The organism is Streptomyces sp. NPDC086519, from assembly GCF_040686075.1.
Taxonomy (GTDB): domain Bacteria; phylum Actinomycetota; class Actinomycetes; order Streptomycetales; family Streptomycetaceae; genus Streptomyces; species Streptomyces shenzhenensis.
Genome location: NZ_JBFBJL010000001.1, coordinates 234,982 through 253,027, shown reverse-complemented (window position 1 = coordinate 253,027; position 18,046 = coordinate 234,982). Strand labels below are relative to the sequence as shown.

Annotated in this window: 18 protein-coding genes; 11 read left to right on the top strand and 7 right to left on the bottom strand. The window is 70.8% G+C overall.

Annotation, left to right across the window (positions count from 1 at the left end; genetic code table 11):
- The first annotated feature begins 87 nt into the window (after nucleotides 1-87).
- On the top strand, nucleotides 88-831 hold the full coding sequence (locus AB0P24_RS01165; protein ID WP_365790159.1) for a response regulator transcription factor: 744 nt from the start codon (nucleotides 88-90) through the stop codon (nucleotides 829-831).
- Nucleotides 828-2,309 carry a HAMP domain-containing sensor histidine kinase gene (locus AB0P24_RS01160; protein WP_365789738.1) on the top strand — a complete coding sequence of 494 codons (1,482 nt, stop codon included), beginning with the start codon at nucleotides 828-830 and terminating at the stop codon, nucleotides 2,307-2,309. Before AB0P24_RS01165 ends, AB0P24_RS01160 begins: the two co-directional genes overlap by 4 nt.
- An 81-nt stretch (nucleotides 2,310-2,390) precedes the next feature.
- Here AB0P24_RS01160 and AB0P24_RS01155 read toward each other — a convergent pair whose 3' ends face one another.
- The 3 genes from AB0P24_RS01155 to AB0P24_RS01145 form a co-directional block, all read right to left on the bottom strand.
- Complete coding sequence (locus AB0P24_RS01155; protein WP_365789736.1) at nucleotides 2,391-3,092, bottom strand: L,D-transpeptidase family protein; 702 nt, start codon at nucleotides 3,090-3,092, stop codon at nucleotides 2,391-2,393.
- Between the two features lie 3 nt (nucleotides 3,093-3,095).
- The gene (locus tag AB0P24_RS01150) at nucleotides 3,096-3,683 is read right to left on the bottom strand and encodes a pyridoxamine 5'-phosphate oxidase family protein (protein WP_365789734.1); all 588 of its coding nucleotides are present in this window, start codon (nucleotides 3,681-3,683) and stop codon (nucleotides 3,096-3,098) included.
- Nucleotides 3,684-3,802: 119 nt separating this feature from the next.
- Nucleotides 3,803-4,666: a hypothetical protein gene (locus AB0P24_RS01145; RefSeq protein ID WP_365789732.1), complete on the bottom strand. Its 864-nt coding sequence runs from the start codon at nucleotides 4,664-4,666 to the stop codon at nucleotides 3,803-3,805.
- Between the two features lie 184 nt (nucleotides 4,667-4,850).
- Here AB0P24_RS01145 and AB0P24_RS01140 point away from each other — a divergent pair, with 184 nt between their 5' ends.
- The 5 genes from AB0P24_RS01140 to AB0P24_RS01120 all read left to right on the top strand — a co-directional run bounded on the left by AB0P24_RS01140 (nucleotide 4,851) and on the right by AB0P24_RS01120 (nucleotide 10,863).
- Nucleotides 4,851-6,047: an argininosuccinate synthase gene (locus tag AB0P24_RS01140; RefSeq protein WP_365789730.1), complete on the top strand. Its 1,197-nt coding sequence runs from the start codon at nucleotides 4,851-4,853 to the stop codon at nucleotides 6,045-6,047.
- A 70-nt stretch (nucleotides 6,048-6,117) separates the two neighbouring features.
- Nucleotides 6,118-7,551, top strand: coding sequence for an argininosuccinate lyase (gene argH, locus AB0P24_RS01135; RefSeq protein ID WP_365789728.1), 1,434 nt, complete (start codon nucleotides 6,118-6,120; stop codon nucleotides 7,549-7,551).
- 192 nt (nucleotides 7,552-7,743) lie between these two features.
- Entirely contained in the window at nucleotides 7,744-8,715 is a 972-nt protein-coding gene (locus tag AB0P24_RS01130; RefSeq protein ID WP_365789726.1) for an aldo/keto reductase, read from the top strand.
- An 85-nt stretch (nucleotides 8,716-8,800) separates the two neighbouring features.
- Complete coding sequence (locus tag AB0P24_RS01125; RefSeq protein ID WP_365789723.1) at nucleotides 8,801-9,352, top strand: helix-turn-helix domain-containing protein; 552 nt, start codon at nucleotides 8,801-8,803, stop codon at nucleotides 9,350-9,352.
- Nucleotides 9,349-10,863, top strand: coding sequence for an MFS transporter (locus AB0P24_RS01120; RefSeq protein ID WP_365789721.1), 1,515 nt, complete (start codon nucleotides 9,349-9,351; stop codon nucleotides 10,861-10,863). Before AB0P24_RS01125 ends, AB0P24_RS01120 begins: the two co-directional genes overlap by 4 nt.
- A 125-nt stretch (nucleotides 10,864-10,988) precedes the next feature.
- Here the strand turns inward: AB0P24_RS01120 and AB0P24_RS01115 are convergent, their stop codons facing one another.
- Together AB0P24_RS01115 and AB0P24_RS01110 are read right to left on the bottom strand one after the other, a co-directional pair.
- Nucleotides 10,989-12,635 carry a multicopper oxidase family protein gene (locus AB0P24_RS01115; RefSeq protein WP_365789719.1) on the bottom strand — a complete coding sequence of 549 codons (1,647 nt, stop codon included), beginning with the start codon at nucleotides 12,633-12,635 and terminating at the stop codon, nucleotides 10,989-10,991.
- A gap of 191 nt (nucleotides 12,636-12,826) precedes the next feature.
- Complete coding sequence (locus AB0P24_RS01110) at nucleotides 12,827-13,498, bottom strand: lysophospholipid acyltransferase family protein (RefSeq protein ID WP_181807805.1); 672 nt, start codon at nucleotides 13,496-13,498, stop codon at nucleotides 12,827-12,829.
- Nucleotides 13,499-13,818: 320 nt separating this feature from the next.
- On the opposite strand from AB0P24_RS01110, the gene AB0P24_RS01105 reads away from it, so the two are divergent.
- The 3 genes from AB0P24_RS01105 (at nucleotide 13,819) to AB0P24_RS01095 (ending at nucleotide 16,126) form a co-directional block, all read left to right on the top strand.
- Complete coding sequence (locus AB0P24_RS01105; protein WP_365789717.1) at nucleotides 13,819-15,003, top strand: glycerophosphodiester phosphodiesterase; 1,185 nt, start codon at nucleotides 13,819-13,821, stop codon at nucleotides 15,001-15,003.
- 74 nt (nucleotides 15,004-15,077) lie between these two features.
- Nucleotides 15,078-15,584, top strand: a complete 507-nt coding sequence (locus tag AB0P24_RS01100; RefSeq protein WP_365789715.1) for a sigma-70 family RNA polymerase sigma factor — start codon at nucleotides 15,078-15,080, stop codon at nucleotides 15,582-15,584.
- A gap of 44 nt (nucleotides 15,585-15,628) precedes the next feature.
- Nucleotides 15,629-16,126, top strand: coding sequence for a GNAT family N-acetyltransferase (locus AB0P24_RS01095; protein ID WP_365790157.1), 498 nt, complete (start codon nucleotides 15,629-15,631; stop codon nucleotides 16,124-16,126).
- A 115-nt stretch (nucleotides 16,127-16,241) separates the two neighbouring features.
- Here the strand turns inward: AB0P24_RS01095 and AB0P24_RS01090 are convergent, their stop codons facing one another.
- Both AB0P24_RS01090 and AB0P24_RS01085 read right to left on the bottom strand, forming a co-directional pair.
- Nucleotides 16,242-16,667 carry a hypothetical protein gene (locus tag AB0P24_RS01090; RefSeq protein ID WP_365789713.1) on the bottom strand — a complete coding sequence of 142 codons (426 nt, stop codon included), beginning with the start codon at nucleotides 16,665-16,667 and terminating at the stop codon, nucleotides 16,242-16,244.
- A 1-nt stretch (nucleotide 16,668) separates the two neighbouring features.
- Nucleotides 16,669-17,028, bottom strand: coding sequence for a hypothetical protein (locus AB0P24_RS01085; RefSeq protein WP_365789711.1), 360 nt, complete (start codon nucleotides 17,026-17,028; stop codon nucleotides 16,669-16,671).
- Between the two features lie 70 nt (nucleotides 17,029-17,098).
- On the opposite strand from AB0P24_RS01085, the gene AB0P24_RS01080 reads away from it, so the two are divergent.
- A complete protein-coding gene (locus AB0P24_RS01080) occupies nucleotides 17,099-17,746 on the top strand; it encodes an HAD family hydrolase (RefSeq protein ID WP_365789709.1) in 648 nt (215 codons plus the stop codon).
- The last annotated feature ends 300 nt before the right edge of the window (nucleotides 17,747-18,046 follow it).

Below are 18,046 nucleotides of genomic sequence, written 5' to 3'. Positions count from 1 at the left end.
ACCGGCACCGTCTGAACCGGCTCAGAGGAAACTCAGAGCGCCCGGGGCCTCTCCTTGCTCCTGGGAGGAGGGATGCTGGTAGACGCGATGAACACGACCCGCTCCGGCCGACCCGCCCTCACCCGCCCCGACGGCACCCCGCTCCGCGTTCTCGTCGTCGACGACGACCCCGACCTCGCGGAGGTCCTCACCGGTGCCCTGCGCTACGAGGGCTGGGAGGTCCGCGCGGCCGGCGACGGTGCCGGTGCGCTGGCCGCGGCCCGGGAGCTGATGCCGGACGCGGTGGTCCTGGACGTGATGCTCCCGGACACCGACGGCTTCGCCGTGCTCCGCTCGCTGCACGGGGTCAAGCCGGACGTCTGTGTGCTCTTTCTCACCGCCCGGGACGCCGTCGAGGACCGCATCGCCGGCATCACCGCGGGCGGCGACGACTACGTCACCAAGCCCTTCAGTCTGGAGGAGGTGGTCGCCCGGCTGCGCGGACTGCTGCGCCGGGCCGGCATGGCACGCCAGCAGGAGGAGGACGGCCCCCGGCTGATCGTCGGCGATCTGACCATGGACGAGGAGGCCCGCGAGGTGACCCGGGCCGGCGAGCTGATCGAGCTCTCCCCGACCGAGTTCGAACTCCTCCGCTTCCTGATGCGCAACCCGCGCCGCGTCCTCAGCAAGGCGCAGATCCTCGACCGCGTCTGGTCCTACGACTTCGGCGGCCGCGCCCACGTCGTCGAGCTGTACATCTCCTACCTGCGCAAGAAGGTGGACGCGGGCCGTGAGCCCATGATCCACACGGTCCGCGGCGCCGGGTACGTCCTCAAACCGGTGACCAAATGAACCTGCTACGACGGCTCCGGCACCTGCCCCGCCCCCGCACCCTCCGCGCCCGCCTCACCACGGGCCTGGTCGTGCTGCTCGCGGTGAGCTGCGCGGCGGTGGGCGTCGCGGCCGTGATCGAGCTCAACGGCTTTCTCACCGGCCGCATCGACCAGCAGCTCCAGCAGACCGGCGCGAGCTTCCCGCAGTCCCTCGAACACGGGCAGTTCAGGCCCAGCGACCGGGACGGCGACGAGCACGGGGACACCCGCCGCCAGGCCGCCGGCACCTTCGGCGCCCGCCTGGTGAAGGGGCACGTCACCAACGCGGCCCTCATCCCCGCCGACGACGACCCGGACCTGACCGTCGGCCTCACGGCCCGCGACCGCGCGGCCCTCGCCGAACTGCCGGTGGACGGCCGTGGCCACTCGGTCCACCTCGCCTCGATCGGCGGCTACCGGTTGCTGGCCTGGGCGGGCCGAGACGGCGACGTCCTGATCATCGGACTGCCCCTGGAACCGGTACGGGCCGCCGTGCACCGCCTGGAACTGGTCGCCGCCGTCGTCTTCGGCCTGGCCCTCGCCGTGGCCGGGGTGGCCGGCGCCCTCTGGGTCCGCTGGTCCCTGCGCCCGCTGAGCCGTGTCGCGGACACGGCCACCCGGGTCAGCGAGCTCCCGCTCGCCAGCGGCGAGGTGGCCCTGCCGCCCCGCGCCCCGGAGTCCGACCCCCGCAGCGAGGTGGGCCGGATGGCCACCGCCTTCAACCGCATGCTGCGCCACGTCGAGGACGCGCTCACCAAACGCCACGCCAGCGAGGAGCGCCTGCGCACCTTCGCGGCCGACGCCAGCCACGAGCTGCGCACCCCGGTCGCCTCGGTCCGCGGCCACGCGGAACTGGCGCTGCTGCACCCGGGTCCGGTACCCCCCGAGATCACCCGGGCCCTGCAGCGCATCGCCGCCGAGTCCTCCCGCATGGGCGAGATGGTCGACGACCTCCTCCTGCTGGCCCGCCTGGACGCCGGCCGCCCCCTGGAGAGCCAGCCGGTCGACCTGACCCACCTGATCCTGGACGTGGTCACGGACGCCCGCGCCGCGGGCCCCGACCACCGCTGGACCCTGGACCTCCCCGAGGAACCGGTGACGGTGACCGGCGACACCCACCGTCTGCACCAGGTCCTGGCCAACCTGCTGGCCAACGCCCGTCTGCACACACCGGCCGGCACGAAGGTGACGGTGACCCTGGAAAAGGAGGACCGTACAGCGGTCCTCCGGGTCCACGACGACGGCCCCGGCGTCCCGAAGGACATCCAGCCCGGCGTCTTCGAACGCTTCACCCGAGCCGAACACCGCCGCCGCGCGGATGCTCCCGGCGGCGGCGCGGGCCTGGGCCTGTCGATCGTGGCGGCGGTGGTGGAGGCGCATGGTGGGAAGGTGGTTCTGGAGAGCACTCCAGGATCAACGACGTTCACCGTGAGGCTGGCAGCAACTGCTACTCCCTAGGGGCGCGGGGAACTGCGCGATCAGCCCAAGACGGCCCGCACCCGCCACCACATCGCGTACCCCCGCGGCGCAACCGCAACCTCAATACCGGGTGAGCCCCGTATCCCCGCCCACAGTCCCGACAGCGATATGCGGCGCCTTCCTCGGATCCGCCCACTGCAGAATCCGCCGCATCGCGTCCTCGGGCACGGACACGCACCCCGCCGTGGCCCCCGCCCCGTTGACGTGCAGGAAGATTCCGGCCCCCCGCCCCCGCACCGGCTGCCGGTAGTTGAACCCGATCACCAGCGCGTACCCGTACTGCGTCGGGTACGACGACAGCTTCTCCGACTCGGCGGCCCGGCAGTCGGAGGGCAACGGCTCGGTCCAGCGGTTGTAGGAGGCCGAGTCGTTGTCCTGGCACCACCACGAGTCCGCCGTCACCGGCCGGTACTCGACGGCGGTCCCGGCCGGCGCCGCCTGGATGCCGAAGCCGAACGGAAGGTCGTACAGCCCCGTCGGCGTCGTGTTCGTACCCTGTTTCCGCTCGGCCCCCTCGACCAGCCCCTTCGCGCCGAACCGCGCGGCGGCCGATCCCACCTGCGCCCATGCCCCGTCCCGCCGCTCCCACCAGGTCAAGGTCCCCGAGGCCGAGCTCAGCGCGGGGGCCTCCGCGGTGATCAGCTGGCTGCCGCCGCCGGTGTCGGCCATCCGGGCGGGCAGCGGGAGCGGATCCCCGGCCCCCGGTGCCGCACCGAGCAGCAGCAAGGAAGCGGAGACAAGGGTGACGACGCCTGGACGCATGGCTCAGACGGTAGACGGAGGCAGCGGCAGCGGCAGCCCGGGTAGGCCGTCCAGGCTCACCGCGATGTGGTCCTTCTTCTCGAAGTACGCGCTCAGTGAGGCGTCGTCCTCGCGTGCGAAGCGCTTCTCGTGCAGCTCACGGTCGGCCTCGTACGCCATGTAGGGGACCGCGTAACCGCAGCTGTCCCGGACGAGTTCGGCGTGCACGACGATGATCGCGCGCAGGCCGTGCCGGGTCGGGTCGATGTCCGGGAAACGGGTGAGGAGTTCCGGGAAGCGCGGGTCGTCGCGGAAGACCGCCTCGCCGCGGCCGTGCACCCGCACGATGTTCGGCGGGCCCTGGAACGCGCACCACATCAGGGTGATGCGGCCGTTCTCCCGCAGATGGGCGACGGTCTCGGCGTTGGAGCCCGCGAAGTCCAGGTAGGCCAGCGTCAGTTCGTCGAGCACCGCGAAGGAGCCCTTGAGGCCCTTGGGGGAGAGGTTGACCGTGCCGTCGCCCGCGAGCGGGGCGGTGGCGGTGAAGAACAGGGGCTGTTCCTCGATGAACGTGCGGAGCCTGCCGTCGATGCGCTCATAGGTCTTTCCCATACCTGGAAATTATCGGCGCACTTACTTCGCACGGCTGAGGAGTTCCGCGATCCGGACACGCCCCACTGCGGCCGCCCCGGCCGGCGCTGTACACGGGGCGGCCACAGCTGCCTGTCACGTCACTTGGTGAGCGTGCAGGCGGCCAGGGAGTCGAGGCCGGTCGGCTTGGCCGACGTCCGGCCGATCGCGATGGCGATGCGGTCGATGGTCGACTTCCGCTTGTCCGCCAGCGGGCCGAGGATCGCATTCTGCACGAAGTTGGGCCCGCCCTGGCCGACCGTGCTCTGGAGCCGGTTGTTGGCCTCCTGGATCTGCGTCTGGAGCAGGGTGAGGTTGCGGGCGACCTCCGCCTGCGCGGAGGCGGGGATCGCCGGGAGCCGGGAGGCGACGTCCGGGCAGGTGATGGTGCCCACGGCGCTGTTGTTCGTGCTGCCGGTGCTGCCCGTGGACTGCTGCTGGGTCGCGGCCGTGCTCGGCGTGGCGGTGGCGGTGCCCGTCGCCGTACCGCTGCCCGTGTTCGTGCCGGTTCCGCTCGCGTTCAGAGTGCACGGCGCCAGCGAGTCCAGGCCGGTCGGCTTGGCGGCCGTACGGCCGATCGCGGTCGCGATCCGGTTGATGGTGGCCACACGCTTGTCCTTGAGGGGACCGAGGATCGCGTTGTTCACGAAGTTGGGGCCACCCTGGCCCACCGTGTCGACCAGCCGCTTGTTGGCCTCCTGGATCTGCGTCTGGAGCAGGGTGAGGTTGCGGGCGACCTCCGCCTGCGCGGAGGCGGGGATCGCCGGGAGCCGGGAGGCGACGTCCGGGCAGGTGATGGTGCCGGGCGAGGCGGCGAGGGTGCGCGCGTTGCTCGTGCCACTGCTCTGGCCGGGCGTACCGGCGAGGGCCGAACCGGCGATGACCGCGCCGGACAGGGCCACGGCGGCGGCACCGCCGATGAGCACGACGCGACGCTTGTTGTACTTCGGAAGAGCCCTGGACATGCGGATGCCTCACTTGGGTCAGGGTGGGTTTACCAACGCGGCGCCAGCGTTCAGGGATGGGTACGGGCAAGCGGTTTCGTTTGTTCAAACCTTTTTCGCATCCGTCCGAGGAACCCCCCCGGATTGACGAATCATGCAGTGCTCTGCATACTCATGCATAGCGGACGTACGTGAGGAGGGACCCATGACCGAGCGCGTCGTACTCGCCTACTCCGGCGGGCTGGACACCTCCGTCGCCATCGGCTGGATCGCCGAGGAGACGGGCGCCGAGGTCGTCGCCGTCGCGGTGGACGTCGGCCAGGGGGGCGAGGACCTGGACGTCATCCGCAAGCGCGCGCTGGCCTGCGGCGCGGTCGAGGCGGAGGTCGCCGACGCCAGGGACGAGTTCGCCGACGAGTACTGCCTCCCGGCGATCAAGGCCAACGCCCTCTACATGGACCGCTACCCGCTGGTCTCCGCCCTCTCCCGGCCGGCCATCGTCAGGCACCTGGTCGCCGCGGCCCGCAAGCACGGCGCCACCACGGTCGCCCACGGCTGCACCGGCAAGGGCAACGACCAGGTCCGCTTCGAGGCCGGCATCGCCGCCCTCGCCCCCGACCTGACCTGCATCGCCCCGGTCCGTGACTTCGCGATGACCCGCGACAAGGCCATCGCCTTCTGCGAGGCGAAGCGCCTCCCGGTCGCGACCACCAAGAAGTCCCCGTACTCCATCGACCAGAACGTCTTCGGCCGCGCCGTCGAGACCGGCTTCCTGGAAGACATCTGGAACGGCCCCATCGAGGACATCTACGAGTACACACAGAACCCCGCCACCCCGCGCGAGGCCGACGAGGTGGTCGTCACCTTCGAGGCGGGCGCCCCGGTCGCGATCGACGGCAGGCCGGTCACCGTGCTCCAGGCCGTCCAGGAACTGAACGAGCGCGCGGGTGCCCAGGGCATCGGCCGTATCGACATGGTCGAGGACCGTCTCGTCGGCATCAAGTCCCGCGAGGTGTACGAGGCCCCTGGCGCGATCGCGCTCATCACCGCCCACCAGGAGCTGGAGAACGTCACCGTCGAGCGTGAACTCGCCCGCTACAAGCGGCAGGTGGAGCAGCGCTGGGGCGAACTCGTCTACGACGGCCAGTGGTTCTCCCCGCTCAAGCGCGCCCTGGACGGCTTCGTCAACGAGGCGAACCAGCACGTCACCGGAGACATCCGGATGACCCTGCACGGCGGCCGCGCGGTGGTCACCGGCCGCCGCTCCGAGGCCTCCCTCTACGACTTCAACCTCGCCACCTACGACACCGGCGACACCTTCGACCAGGCCGCGGCCAAGGGCTTCATCGACATCTACAGCCTCTCGTCGAAGATCGCGGCGCAGCGTCAGCTGCGGGCATAGCCCGACGTAGACCTCGCCTGGATGTGCAAGGATCCCGGCTACCCGTCAACCCTCTCTAGGAGCAACGCAAGTGAGCAGCAACAGCGGTGACGTACGGCTCTGGGGCGGACGTTTCGCCGACGGTCCCGCCGAGGCCCTGGCGAAACTGTCCGCGTCCGTCCACTTCGACTGGCGGCTCGCGCCCTACGACATCGCCGGTTCGCGTGCCCACGCGCGCGTGCTGCACAAGGCGGGCCTGCTCACCGAGGACGAGCTCCAGCGCATGATCGCCGGTCTCGACCAGCTCGAAGCCGACGTCGCCGACGGATCCTTCGTGGGCACGATCGCCGACGAGGACGTCCACACCGCTCTGGAGCGCGGTCTCCTGGAGCGTCTCGGCCCCGACCTCGGCGGCAAGCTGCGCGCCGGCCGGTCCCGCAACGACCAGGTGGCGACCCTCTTCCGGATGTACCTGCGGGACCACGCCCGCACCATCGGCGGCCTGATCGCCGACCTCCAGGACGCCCTGATCGGCCTCGCCGAGGCCCACCCGGACGTGGCGATGCCCGGCCGCACCCATCTCCAGCACGCCCAGCCGGTCCTCTTCGCCCACCATGTCCTGGCCCACGTCCAGTCCCTGTCCCGGGACGCCGAGCGGCTGCGCCAGTGGGACGAGCGCACGGCGGTCTCCCCGTACGGCTCCGGCGCCCTCGCGGGCTCCTCCCTCGGCCTGGACCCGGAGGCGGTCGCCGCCGACCTCGGCTTCGAGCACGGCAGCGTCGGCAACTCCATCGACGGCACGGCCTCCCGCGACTTCGTGGCGGAGTTCGCCTTCATCACCGCGATGATCGGCGTGAACCTCTCCCGCATCGCGGAGGAGGTCATCATCTGGAACACGAAGGAGTTCTCCTTCGTGACCCTGCACGACGCGTTCTCCACCGGCTCGTCGATCATGCCCCAGAAGAAGAACCCCGACATCGCGGAGCTGGCCCGCGGCAAGTCCGGCCGCCTGATCGGCAACCTGACCGGTCTCATGGCCACCCTCAAGGCGCTGCCCCTCGCCTACAACCGGGACCTCCAGGAGGACAAGGAGCCGGTCTTCGACTCCTGCGACCAGCTGGAGGTCCTGCTCCCGGCCTTCACCGGCATGATGGCCACCCTCACCGTCAACCGCGAGCGCATGGAGGAACTGGCCCCGGCCGGCTTCTCCCTCGCCACCGACATCGCGGAGTGGCTGGTCAAGCAGGGTGTGCCGTTCCGTGTCGCGCACGAGGTGGCCGGCGAGTGCGTCAAGGCGGCGGAGGCCGAGAACAAGGAACTCGACGAGCTGACCGACGACCAGTTCGCCAAGATCTCCGCCCACCTGACCCCCGAGGTGCGCACGGTCCTCAACGTCCCGGGTGCCCTCGCCTCCCGCGACGGCCGCGGCGGCACGGCACCGAGCGCGGTGGCGGTACAACTGGCGGAGGTCAAGGCGAATGTGACGGTCCAGCGCGAGTGGGCGCAGGCCAAGAAGCAGATCTGACCAAGCACCCCTGGGGCCGCGCCCCGCAAGGGCCGCGGGGCGTAGTCGACATGCGGCTCCGCCGCGTGGGCGCGACCAGCCACCACGCGTGCGCACCCGCCAACACACCGCGCCGCCCGCGTTCCGGGGCGAAGGCCGTCGCGGGTTACGTTGGTCAGGAGCCGAACCGGAGCCGACCCGACGGAGCCCGCGATGCCCTTCGCCCGACTGGCGACAGCAACAACTCCCACCTGCCACATCGGCCTCGGCCTCGCCGCGGTCGGCCGCCCCGGCTACATCAACCTCGGCCGTGAAGAGGACCTCGGCACTGATCGCAGCGTAGCCGCGCTCCGCACCCGGACCCACGAACTCCTCGACGCCGCCTACGCCCAGGGCGTCCGCTACTTCGACGTGGCCCGCTCCTACGGCCGCAGCGAGGAGTTCCTGGCCGACTGGCTGACCGCTCGCCCCGGCATCGACGACGTGGTCATCGGCAGCAAGTGGGGCTACACCTACACGGCCGGCTGGTCCGCGGACGCCGAGACCCACGAGGTCAAGGACCACAGCGTCCAGACCTACGACCGGCAGCGGGCCGAGACCGCCGAGCTGCTCGGCGACCGCCTCGACCTCTACCAGATCCACTCGGTGACCCCGGACAGCCCCGCGCTCACCGACAAGGAACTCCACGCCCGCCTCGCCGAGGCGGCCGCCACCGGTATCACCATCGGCTTCTCCACCAGCGGCCCCGCGCAGGCCGACGCCATCCGCGCCGCCCTCGCCGTCACGGTCGACGGCGAGCCCCTCTTCCGTACCGTCCAGTCGACGTACAACGCGCTGGAGACCTCGGCGGGCCCCGCGCTCGCCGAGGCGCACGACGCCGGACTGACGGTGATCGTGAAGGAGGGCATGGCCAACGGCCGCCTGGCCGCCCCGCACGCCCCCGACGTCGTGCGGGCGGTGGCCGAGGAGACCGGCCTGGGCTGTGACGCCGTCGCCCTCGCGGTCGTACTCCGCCAGCCCTGGGCCGGCGTCGTCCTCTCCGGCGCGGCGACGATCGCCCAGCTCGCCTCCAACCTGCACGCGGCCGTGGTCGACCTCGACGCGGACCAGCTGAGCCGCCTCGCCACCCTGGTCGAGGAGCCGCGCGCCTACTGGGAGCGACGCGGCAGCCTGCCCTGGCACTGACGCGGAACCACCTCCGACCAGCCTTTCAAGAGTCATGCACGGCCCAGGTGAGACATGAATGTCTCACCTGGGTTATTCTTGTCTCATGGCCCTCGACCGTGACCACGTCCTGCGCAGCGCAGCCGCCCTGCTGACCCGCAAATCCACCGCGACCATGGACGAGGTCGCCAGGGCCGCCGGCATCAGCCGGGCCACCCTGCACCGGCACTTCGCGGGACGCGACGCGCTCGTGCGCGCGCTGGAGGCGCTCGGCATCGAGGAGTGCGAGGCGGCCCTGGACGCGGCCCGCCTGGACGAGGGCCCCGCGACCGACGCCGTACACCGCCTGGTCCGCGAGATCGAACCGGCCGCCGGCCTGCTCGCCTTCCTCTACACCGAGAACCAGCTGTTCGAGGGCGAGGAACAGAACCAGGGCTGGACGCGGATCGACGACCGTGTCGCGGCCCTCTTCAGACGCGGTCAGCAGAGCGGCGAGTTCCGTATCGACCTCACGCCCGCCTGGCTCACCGAGGCGCTGTACGGCCTGCTGGCCTCCGCCGCCTGGGCGGTCTCCGAAGGCCGGGTCGCCCGCAAGGACTTCACCCACATGATCGTCGAGTTGTTGCTCGGCGGCGCACTACGAAGAGAGGAATCATGACCAGCACCCTGCAGCCGGCGCGCGTGACGGAGACGGAGGAGAAGCGGCCGGGCCGCTGGCTCGCGCTCTCCGCCCTCGTGCTCGCCGTGCTGCTGGTGGCCGTCGACGCGACCGTCCTCGGTCTCGCGACCCCCTACATCAGTGAAGACCTCAATCCCTCCGGCACCCAGCTGCTCTGGATCGGCGACGTGTACTCGTTCGTCATCGCCGGTCTGCTGGTCTCGATGGGCAGCCTCGGCGACCGCATCGGCCGCAAGCGGATCCTGCTCGTCGGCGCCACGGCGTTCGGCGCGGTATCCGTCCTGAACGCCTACGCGACGACCCCCGGGATGCTGATCGCGGCCCGCGCCCTGCTCGGCGTCGCGGGCGCGACCCTGATGCCCGCCACCCTCGCCCTGATCCGCAACCTCTTCCACGACCCGCGCGAGCGCAGTCTCGCCGTCGGCATCTGGGGCGCGGTGGCCTCGGCCGGTACGGCCGTCGGCCCGATCGCGGGCGGCTTCCTGCTCGAACACTTCTGGTGGGGCTCGGTCTTCCTGATCAACCTGCCGGTGATGGTGGTCCTGGTCCTCGTCGGCGTCAGGACGCTCCCCGAGTCCCGTAACCCCGACCCCGGCCCCTGGGACCTGCTCAGCGTCGTGCTGTCGCTGGTCGGCATGATCGCCGTCGTGTACGCGGTGAAGGAGGCCGCGGCCCACGGCCTCACCGGCGTGACCGCGGCCGCCGCCCTCCTCGGCAGCGCGGCCCTCCACGGCTTCGTCCGCCGCCAGCTCACGATGCCCAGGCCCCTGCTGGACATGCGGCTGTTCCGCAACCGCGGCTTCAGCGGCGCGGTCCTGGCCGACCTGCTGACCGTGCTCGGCATGTCGGGCCTGGTGTTCTTCCTCTCCCAGTACCTGCAACTGGTCCAGGGCAGGCACCCGTTCGAGGCGGGCCTCGCCGAACTCCCGGCCGCCGTCGGCGCGGTGACGGCGGGCCTGGTGGCCGGCCGCGCGGCCCGCCGTTACTCGGTCCGGGCGGTGGTCTCCGGCGGCCTGGCGGCCGTGGGCGTGGCGCTGGCGGCCCTGACCACCCTCTCGCGGTCCACCGGTTACCCGGTCCTCGGCGCCGCTCTCCTGGTGGTCGGCGTCGGCGCGGGCTTCTCCTTCACGGTCACGGCGGACGTCATCCTCTCCAGCGTCCCCAAGGACCAGGCCGGCGCCGCCTCGGCGGTCTCCGAGACGGCGTACGAACTGGGCGCGGCGCTGGGCATCGCCCTGCTCGGCTCGATCGTGACGGGCGTCTACCGCGGGTTCACGGCCCCGCCGGGCACCCCGGCCGCCGCCCACGAATCGCTGGGCGCGGCGGTGGAGGCATCGACGACCATGCCCGCCCCCGCCGCGACCACGATGCTGACCGCTGCCCGCGACTCCTTCACCCACGGCCTCCACCTGGCCTCGGGCGCGGGCGCCGCAGTCCTGCTGGCAACGGCAGCGGCGGCCTGGTTCCTCCTGAAGAACCAGAAACTTTGAACGCCCCTATGAGGCAGCGCCCCGTAAGGGGCGCGGGGCTGTATCCGATGTGCGGCTACCGCCGCGCGGGCGCGATACAGCCCCCACGCACCCGCGCCCGAAACACCATCGAAGCCGAGCATTCCTCACTTCTTGTAACCCAACACCGTCATCATCCCGCTCTCCGAGTGGTACTGGTTGTGACAGTGCAGCATCCACAACCCCGGGTTGTCGGCATCGAAGTCGAGCACCAGCTTGCGATGCGGCAGCACGATCGTGGTGTCCTTGCGCGCTCCCGCCGAGCTGATCCCGGTGACCGAGAACGTATGCCCGTGCAGATGCATCGGATGCCACATGTCGGTCGCGTTGACGAGCGTCAGCCGCACCCGCTCCCCGGCCCGCACCGCATGCCGTTCCCGCACGTCGTACTGCTTGTGGTCGAACCCCCAGTCGTACCTCTCCATCGTCCCCGTGATCCTGATGAGCAGGTCGCGGTCGGGGACCCGGTCGTCCATGGCGACGGACTCGGCCGGCAGCAGGCGGCGCGCCGGTACGATCTCGCGGTCCAGTTCGGCCGGGCGGACATCCGGCGCCGGAAGGCTTCTCCCCTTGTCGGTGCGGAGGATCGCGAGCGCCTTGCCCTTCTTGCCCTCGGCGAGTGCGACGAGCGGGAAGACGCCGTCCTTGGCGGTGACGAGGACGTCGTACCGCTCGGCCATGCCGATGAGCAGCGCGTCGGTCTTCCTGTGCTGCACGGGATAGCCGTCGGTGTGGGTGACGGTCATGGCGTGGCCGCCGAGCGCGACCCGGAAGGCCGTCTCGGAGCCCGCGTTGATGAGGCGGATCCGGACCCGGTCGCCGGGGCGGCAGCGGAAGACGGAGGGGTCGGTGCGCAGGCGCCCGTTGGCCAGGTAGTGCGGGTAGGCGACGTTGCCGCCCTCGCCGTGGAGCAGAGCGCTGTGGGAGTTGTGCAGCACCCGGTCGGGGCCCGACGGCGTCTTGGACCTGGACTTGGACTTGGACGGCGAGGCGGACGCGTGCGCCGATCCGTGGGGGCTCGGGCTGCCGGGGCCGGGGCCCATGCCCATGCCCATCTTCATCGCCATGGCCCCGCCCGGCTTGAGCTGATCGAGCACCAGCTCGGGGCTGGAGCCCTCGATGTCGTCGACCCAGTCGTCCAGGACGACGACCCACTCCTGGTCGTAGGCGAGCGGCTCCTTCGGGTCGTCGACGATCAGCGGCGCGTAGAGGGCCCGGTCGGGCTGCATGCCGACGTGCGAGTGCAGCAGATACGTACCCGGGTGGGCGGCGACGAACCGGTAGATGAAGTCCGTCCCCGGCGCGATGGGGGACTGGGTCAGGTCCGGAACACCGTCCATGTCGCAGCGCAGCCGCACCCCGTGGGCGTGCAGTGTGGTCTTCTCGGTGAGTTGGTTGGAGAGGGTCAGGCTGAGCACGTCACCGGCGGTGACGCGGACCAGCGGCCCCGGGATCGACTCGTTGTACGCCCAGCTGTGAACCGACCGGCCGCCCAGGTCCAGCATGCTCCTGGCGGCCGTGAACCGGATCATGCGGACGGGGCCGGATCCTCGCTTCCGCTCGGTCGCGAGCACCTCTGGGTCCGACGGGTTGACGTACCCCTTGGGTCCCTGCGGGACGAACGCCGCGGTGCCGGCCGTGTGTTGCGGGCCCGAACGGGATTCGGGGCCGAAGTCGCTACACGCCGCGAGAAGCCCCGCGCCGGCGGCAGCGAACGGAGCACGGAGCAGGGTACGCCGAGAAGGTTTCTGCATATCTGAATAAGACATGCTGTGTGCCCATATGGCCGGTAAATGCGAATGAATGACTGATGTGTCGGGGCAGATTCCACCAGCAGGCGGACCCCGGACGGGCGTCAGGCAGATGGCAGACAGATGGCAGACAGAAGGGCACGGACCACCGGTCCGTGCCCCTGGGCCGAAAGAGTGCCGGCCGTACCGTGCCGTCAGGCGGCCTTCGCCTTCGTGGCGTACATGTCCACGTACTCCTGGCCGGACAGCCGCATCACCTCGGCCATCACCGAGTCGGTCACGGCCCGCAGCACGTAGCGGTCCCGGTCCATCCCCTCGTACCGCGAGAACTCCATGGCCGCACCGAACCGGACGGTGACCTTGCCGGGCCGCGGGATGCCCGCGCCGCCCGGCTGAAGCTTGTCCGTGCCGATCATCGCGAACGGCACCACCGGCGCGCCGGTCATCAGCGTCAGCCGCGCGATGCCGGTACGGCCCCGGTAGAGCCGGCCGTCGGGGGAACGGGTGCCCTCCGGGTAGATCCCGAAGATCTTGCCCTCGTCCAGGATCCGCTTGCCGGTCATCAGCGCCGCGACCCCGCCGCTCGCGCCGTCCCGGTCCACCGGGATCATGCCGACACCGGTGAAGAACCAGGCCATCAGCCGGCCCTTGAAGCCCTTCCCGGTGACGTACTCGTCCTTGCCGATGAAGAACACCTGCCGCTTGCTCACGAGCGGAAGGATCATCGAATCGATGAACGTGAGGTGGTTTCCGGCGAGGATGACCGGGCCGTCCCCCGGGATGTGCTCCACGCCCTCCACCTGGGGGCGGAACATCAGGCGCATGATCGGTCCGAGCACTGCCTTGATGAGCGCGAAGCGGGACAACGGGTCCTCCGATGTCGAGGGGCGGTATGAGTCTTTGCAGGTGAGGACATTACTCGCGGCTCCATGGGAAGCGCACATCGGGAACGGCGGGTTCACCGAGGTCTTACATACTGTTGACGCTGGTTTACCTGCGGTGACGCCCCGCAGTCGGGTCGCGGCGGCCGCCCGGCGATGTGACGGAAGTCGCCGACGGGCCGTCACCACTCGCCGCCCATCAGCCATACGGCGTCATCCGGCCGTTGGGTCGGCGGTCTCCCTTCGGCCACATGCGCCGCCCTACGATCAGCCGGCATCGAAGGGCGAAGGTCAGGAGAGCGCTCATGAACACGCACGACTCGGACAAGCGGACGCAGGTGAACGGTACGACCGGACGGCGGGCGCTGCTCGGCGCCGCGGTGCTCGGGGCCGGCGGCGCGGTCCTCGGGCTGCCCGGTGCGGCCAGGGCGGCCGAGGCCGGCCCGGCCGGCCACGGCAACAGCGGCCTGAAGAGCCTTCCCAAGCCGACGATCATCGGCCACCGGGGCTCCAGCGGCTACCGCCCGGAGCACACCTTCGGCTCCTACAACCTCGCCCTGGACCTCGGCACCGACGTCGTCGAGGCCGGCGACCTCGTCCCCACCAAGGACGGCCACCTGGTCTGCCGCCACGAGCCGGAGATCGGCGGCACCACGGACGTGGCCGACCACAAGGAGTTCGCCGACCGCAAGACCACCAAGACGCTGGACGGCGTGCCCACCACCGGCTGGTTCACCGAGGACTTCACGCTCGCCGAACTGAAGACGCTGCGCGCGATCGAGCGCATCCCGGCCAACCGCCCGCACAACACGCTCTACAACGGCCGCTGGGAGATCCCCACCTTCGAGGAAGTCCTCAAGTGGCAGGACGAGCAGACCCGCAAGCGCGGCAAGCAGGTCTGGATCTACCCCGAGACCAAGCACCCCACCTACTTCCGCGGCCTCGGCCTCGGTCTTGAGGAGCGGGTCGCCAAGCTGCTGCGCAAGTACGGCAAGGACAAGCGGAACTCGCCGGTCATCCTGCAGTCCTTCGAGCCGTCCAGCATCCAGCGCCTGAACACGCTGCTCGACAACCCGCTGGTGGTGCTGCTCTCCGCCGCCGGCACACGGCCCTACGACTTCGTCGCGACGGGCGACCCGCGCACGGTCGCCGACCTGATCACGCCGAAGGGCCTGCGGGAGATCGCCGGTTACGCGCAGGGCATCGGCCCGACCCTCGACCTGGTCATCCCCAAGGACGCGGGCGGCGACCTCACCACGCCGAGCACGCTGGTCGCGGACGCCCACAAGGTGGGCCTGATCCTCCACCCGTACACCATGCGCAACGAGAACCCCTTCCTGCCCCCGGCCTACCGCAAGGGCAGCGCCGCGGACGCCTATGGCGACGTGTTCCCCGTCTTCCGGAAGTACTTCGAGACCGGCATCGACGGCGTCTTCACCGACAACGCCGACACCGCGCTGCTGGCCCGCGCCGACTTCGTCAACGGCTGAGCCCCCGCACCCCGTTCGGGGTCTCTCCCGGCCGCCCCGGCAACCCGCCCCGGGGCGGCCGCGTCGTTTCGCACATGACGCACGACCTGGTCACCGCCCTGCGCCCGCTGCTCACCGCCGAAGCCTCGGCCGAGGCACATGCGTCCGGATGCGACCCCCGCGACCTGGAACAGACCGTCTGGCTGCGCCTCCTGGAACGCCTGGCGACCCACGGCCCACCCCGCGCCCCCGAGGACTGGCTGCGCCGGGCGGTCCGCGCCGAGTCCCGCCGCACCCGCCGTACCTCCCGCCGGGAACGCCCCTATGCCACCGACCCCGCCGACCCGGCCACCCCCACCCCCGAACAACGCGTCCTCACCACCGCCCGCCACCGCGCCCTGCGCGAGGCGGTGGCCCGCCTGCCCGGCCGCTGCCCCCGTCTCCTCGAGGCCCTGCTCTCCCCGAAGGACCTGACATACCCGGAGATCGCGGGGGAGTTGGGTATCTCACAGGGCAGTATTGGCCCGGAACGTTCCAGATGTCTGGGATGTCTGCGCCGATTGTTGACGCCGGAGGTTGCACCCCGCGAAGCGCGGGGATAGGAGTGAGGACGACAGGTGATCAGGTGAGCGGGAGGCGTGCGCACATGGGCATGAGCGTGACCATCTCGGTGGCGACCGAGCAGGATGCAGAGCAGATCTTCAGGCTCCAGTACCTGTGCTTCCAGAGTGAGGCGGCGCTGTACGGCAACTATCGCATCGACCCGCTCGTCCAGAGCCTCGACTCGGTCCGCCAGGAACTCGCCACCGACTGCGTCTTCGTCGCCCGGCTCGGCGAGGAGGTCGTCGGCTCGGTTCGTGGCTCGGTCACCGAGGACGGCGCCGCCGCCATCGGCAAACTCTGCGTCCACCCCCGCCTCCAGGGCCACGGAATCGGAGCGAGGCTGCTGCGCGCGGCCGAGGCGGCGCTGGAGGAGGAGCGGGGCGCCAAGAAGTTCCGCCTGTTCACCGGCCACCGCAGCGAGGGCAACCTCCGCCTGTACCGCCGGGTCGGCTACGAAACCGTGGGCACGTCGAAGGGCGCGGACGGCGTCCCGATGATCGTCCTGGAGAAGCCGGCCGGCACATACGCGACAACGGCCTAGCTTCTCGACGCCCCTCGCCGAAGCGCCCCGTCAGGGGCGCGGGGCTGCGTCCGATGTGCGACTACCGCCGCGTGGGCGCGACAAGCCACAACGCACCGGTAGTCGCGCAGGTTCCTCAGGTTCCCGCCCCCTCGGCGCCCTTCCGCAACCAGTACAACGCGGAGACCGGCAGCAGCACGGGAATGAACACGTATCCCATCCCGTAGTCCGACCACACGGTCGCATCCGGGAACGCGGAAGGATCGACGAGGGTCCACGTACCCACGATCAACACCCCCGCGAGCTCGGCGGCGCAGCACACCTGCGCCACCCTGCGGGCCGTCTCGCCGCCCCTCACCAACGTGTACGTGATGAACCCGTACACCACCCCGGCGACGGCGGACAGCGAGTACGCGAGCGGCGCCCGGTCGAACTCCGCCGCGATCTGGTACGCGGACCGCGACACCGCGCCGACGACCATCACGCCGTAGAACCACACCAGCAGCGTCCCCGGCCCGCTGGTCAGCCGCCGCCGCTTCGACCTCTCTTCCACAGTCGTCATCTCACCCTCCCCAGATGTCATAGAGTCGCACCTCCAGCACGGCCAGCACCACACCGCCCGCGGCGACCGTCACGGAACCCCACCGCGTCCGCTCGGCGAGCGACATGAACCCCGCGGCCGGGACGCACGCGAACGCGCCCAGCAGATAGGCGACGAAGATCACCGTCCCCTGCTCCGGCTTCTCGCCCCGCCCCAGCAGCACGATCCCGGCGATCAGTTGGATCAGCGCCAGCACCGACACCACGGCCATCCCGATGAAGTGCCAGTCCTTCGTCGGCTGGTCCCGGTACGCCGCCCAGCCGCACCACGCGGCGAGCAGCAGCGCGGCGACTCCGGTCACCAGCAGCAGGGCATTGAGCATGCGGTGACCTTATTACGGCCGAAACGGCCCGACGCCGTCGGCCCCTGCCGTGGACCGTAGGGTCTGGACCATGACGCTCCACGCACAAGCCCTGCTTTTCGACAACGACGGCACCCTGGTCTCCTCCCTCGAATCGGTCGAGCGCTGCTGGACCCTCTGGGCCGCGGAGTACGGCGTCACCGAGGAGTTCGCCCGAGTCGAACTGCACGGACGGCCCGCCGCGGACATCGTCGCCGACCTGCTCCCGGCGGCCCTCGTGACGGAGGCGGTCGCCCGCATCGAACAACTGGAGGTGGAGGACGTCCCCAACGGCGGTGTCCGCCTGCTTCCCGGCACCGCCGCCCTCCTCGACTCCCTGCCCGCCGACCGCTGGGCCGTCGTCACGTCCGCCACCCGCCGGCTGGCCGAGGCCCGCCTGGAAGCGGTCGGGATCCGGCCGAAGACGCTGATCTGCGCCGACGACATCACCCGTGGCAAGCCCGACCCCGAGCCCTACCTCCTCGCCGCCCGCCGGCTCGACGTCGACCCGGCGCACTGCGTGGTCTTCGAGGACGCCCCCGCCGGACTCCAGGCGGGCCGCGCGGCCGGCATGACCACCGTGGCGTTGGCCACAACCCATGAGGCGCACGAGCTGGACGCGGACCTCGTGGTGCGGGACCTCTCGGCCTTGTCCGCACTGGTCACCGACCGCGCCGTCGAGATATCGGCCCGCGGCTGACAGGCGTCCGCCGCTGTCCAGTATGCGGACAGCGGCGGCCTGTCAGGACCGTAGGTCTGGTTTACTGATCGCATGACCACGACGAGCGACCGCACCCCTGCGACCGAGGCGACCATGACGCCCGGTGCTCGTTGTACGTGTCGAATGTGCGCCTTCTAGAGGGCCCCCGCACCACCCCAGAGCTCGCGCCCCGAAGCGAGACCGGTGGCATGTCCGTACGACGCCATGACGCCCGTATGTGACCCACGCCGCCCCCCCCGCGCACATGTTCTCCCCGGTTCAGCGCCCCTGCGAGAACCG

What these genes read in the sequence shown, in the direction of transcription:
- AB0P24_RS01165 (WP_365790159.1), top strand. Translation starts at nt 88, where the DNA reads ATGAACACGACCCGCTCCGGCCGACCCGCCCTCACCCGCCCCGACGGC.
- AB0P24_RS01160 (WP_365789738.1), top strand. Translation starts at nt 828, where the DNA reads ATGAACCTGCTACGACGGCTCCGGCACCTGCCCCGCCCCCGCACCCTC.
- AB0P24_RS01155 (WP_365789736.1), bottom strand. Translation starts at nt 3,092, where the DNA reads ATGCGTCCAGGCGTCGTCACCCTTGTCTCCGCTTCCTTGCTGCTGCTC.
- AB0P24_RS01150 (WP_365789734.1), bottom strand. Translation starts at nt 3,683, where the DNA reads ATGGGAAAGACCTATGAGCGCATCGACGGCAGGCTCCGCACGTTCATC.
- AB0P24_RS01145 (WP_365789732.1), bottom strand. Translation starts at nt 4,666, where the DNA reads ATGTCCAGGGCTCTTCCGAAGTACAACAAGCGTCGCGTCGTGCTCATC.
- AB0P24_RS01140 (WP_365789730.1), top strand. Translation starts at nt 4,851, where the DNA reads ATGACCGAGCGCGTCGTACTCGCCTACTCCGGCGGGCTGGACACCTCC.
- AB0P24_RS01130 (WP_365789726.1), top strand. Translation starts at nt 7,744, where the DNA reads ATGCCCTTCGCCCGACTGGCGACAGCAACAACTCCCACCTGCCACATC.
- AB0P24_RS01125 (WP_365789723.1), top strand. Translation starts at nt 8,801, where the DNA reads ATGGCCCTCGACCGTGACCACGTCCTGCGCAGCGCAGCCGCCCTGCTG.
- AB0P24_RS01120 (WP_365789721.1), top strand. Translation starts at nt 9,349, where the DNA reads ATGACCAGCACCCTGCAGCCGGCGCGCGTGACGGAGACGGAGGAGAAG.
- AB0P24_RS01115 (WP_365789719.1), bottom strand. Translation starts at nt 12,635, where the DNA reads ATGCAGAAACCTTCTCGGCGTACCCTGCTCCGTGCTCCGTTCGCTGCC.
- AB0P24_RS01105 (WP_365789717.1), top strand. Translation starts at nt 13,819, where the DNA reads ATGAACACGCACGACTCGGACAAGCGGACGCAGGTGAACGGTACGACC.
- AB0P24_RS01100 (WP_365789715.1), top strand. Translation starts at nt 15,078, where the DNA reads ATGACGCACGACCTGGTCACCGCCCTGCGCCCGCTGCTCACCGCCGAA.
- AB0P24_RS01095 (WP_365790157.1), top strand. Translation starts at nt 15,629, where the DNA reads ATGGGCATGAGCGTGACCATCTCGGTGGCGACCGAGCAGGATGCAGAG.
- AB0P24_RS01090 (WP_365789713.1), bottom strand. Translation starts at nt 16,667, where the DNA reads ATGACGACTGTGGAAGAGAGGTCGAAGCGGCGGCGGCTGACCAGCGGG.
- AB0P24_RS01085 (WP_365789711.1), bottom strand. Translation starts at nt 17,028, where the DNA reads ATGCTCAATGCCCTGCTGCTGGTGACCGGAGTCGCCGCGCTGCTGCTC.
- AB0P24_RS01080 (WP_365789709.1), top strand. Translation starts at nt 17,099, where the DNA reads ATGACGCTCCACGCACAAGCCCTGCTTTTCGACAACGACGGCACCCTG.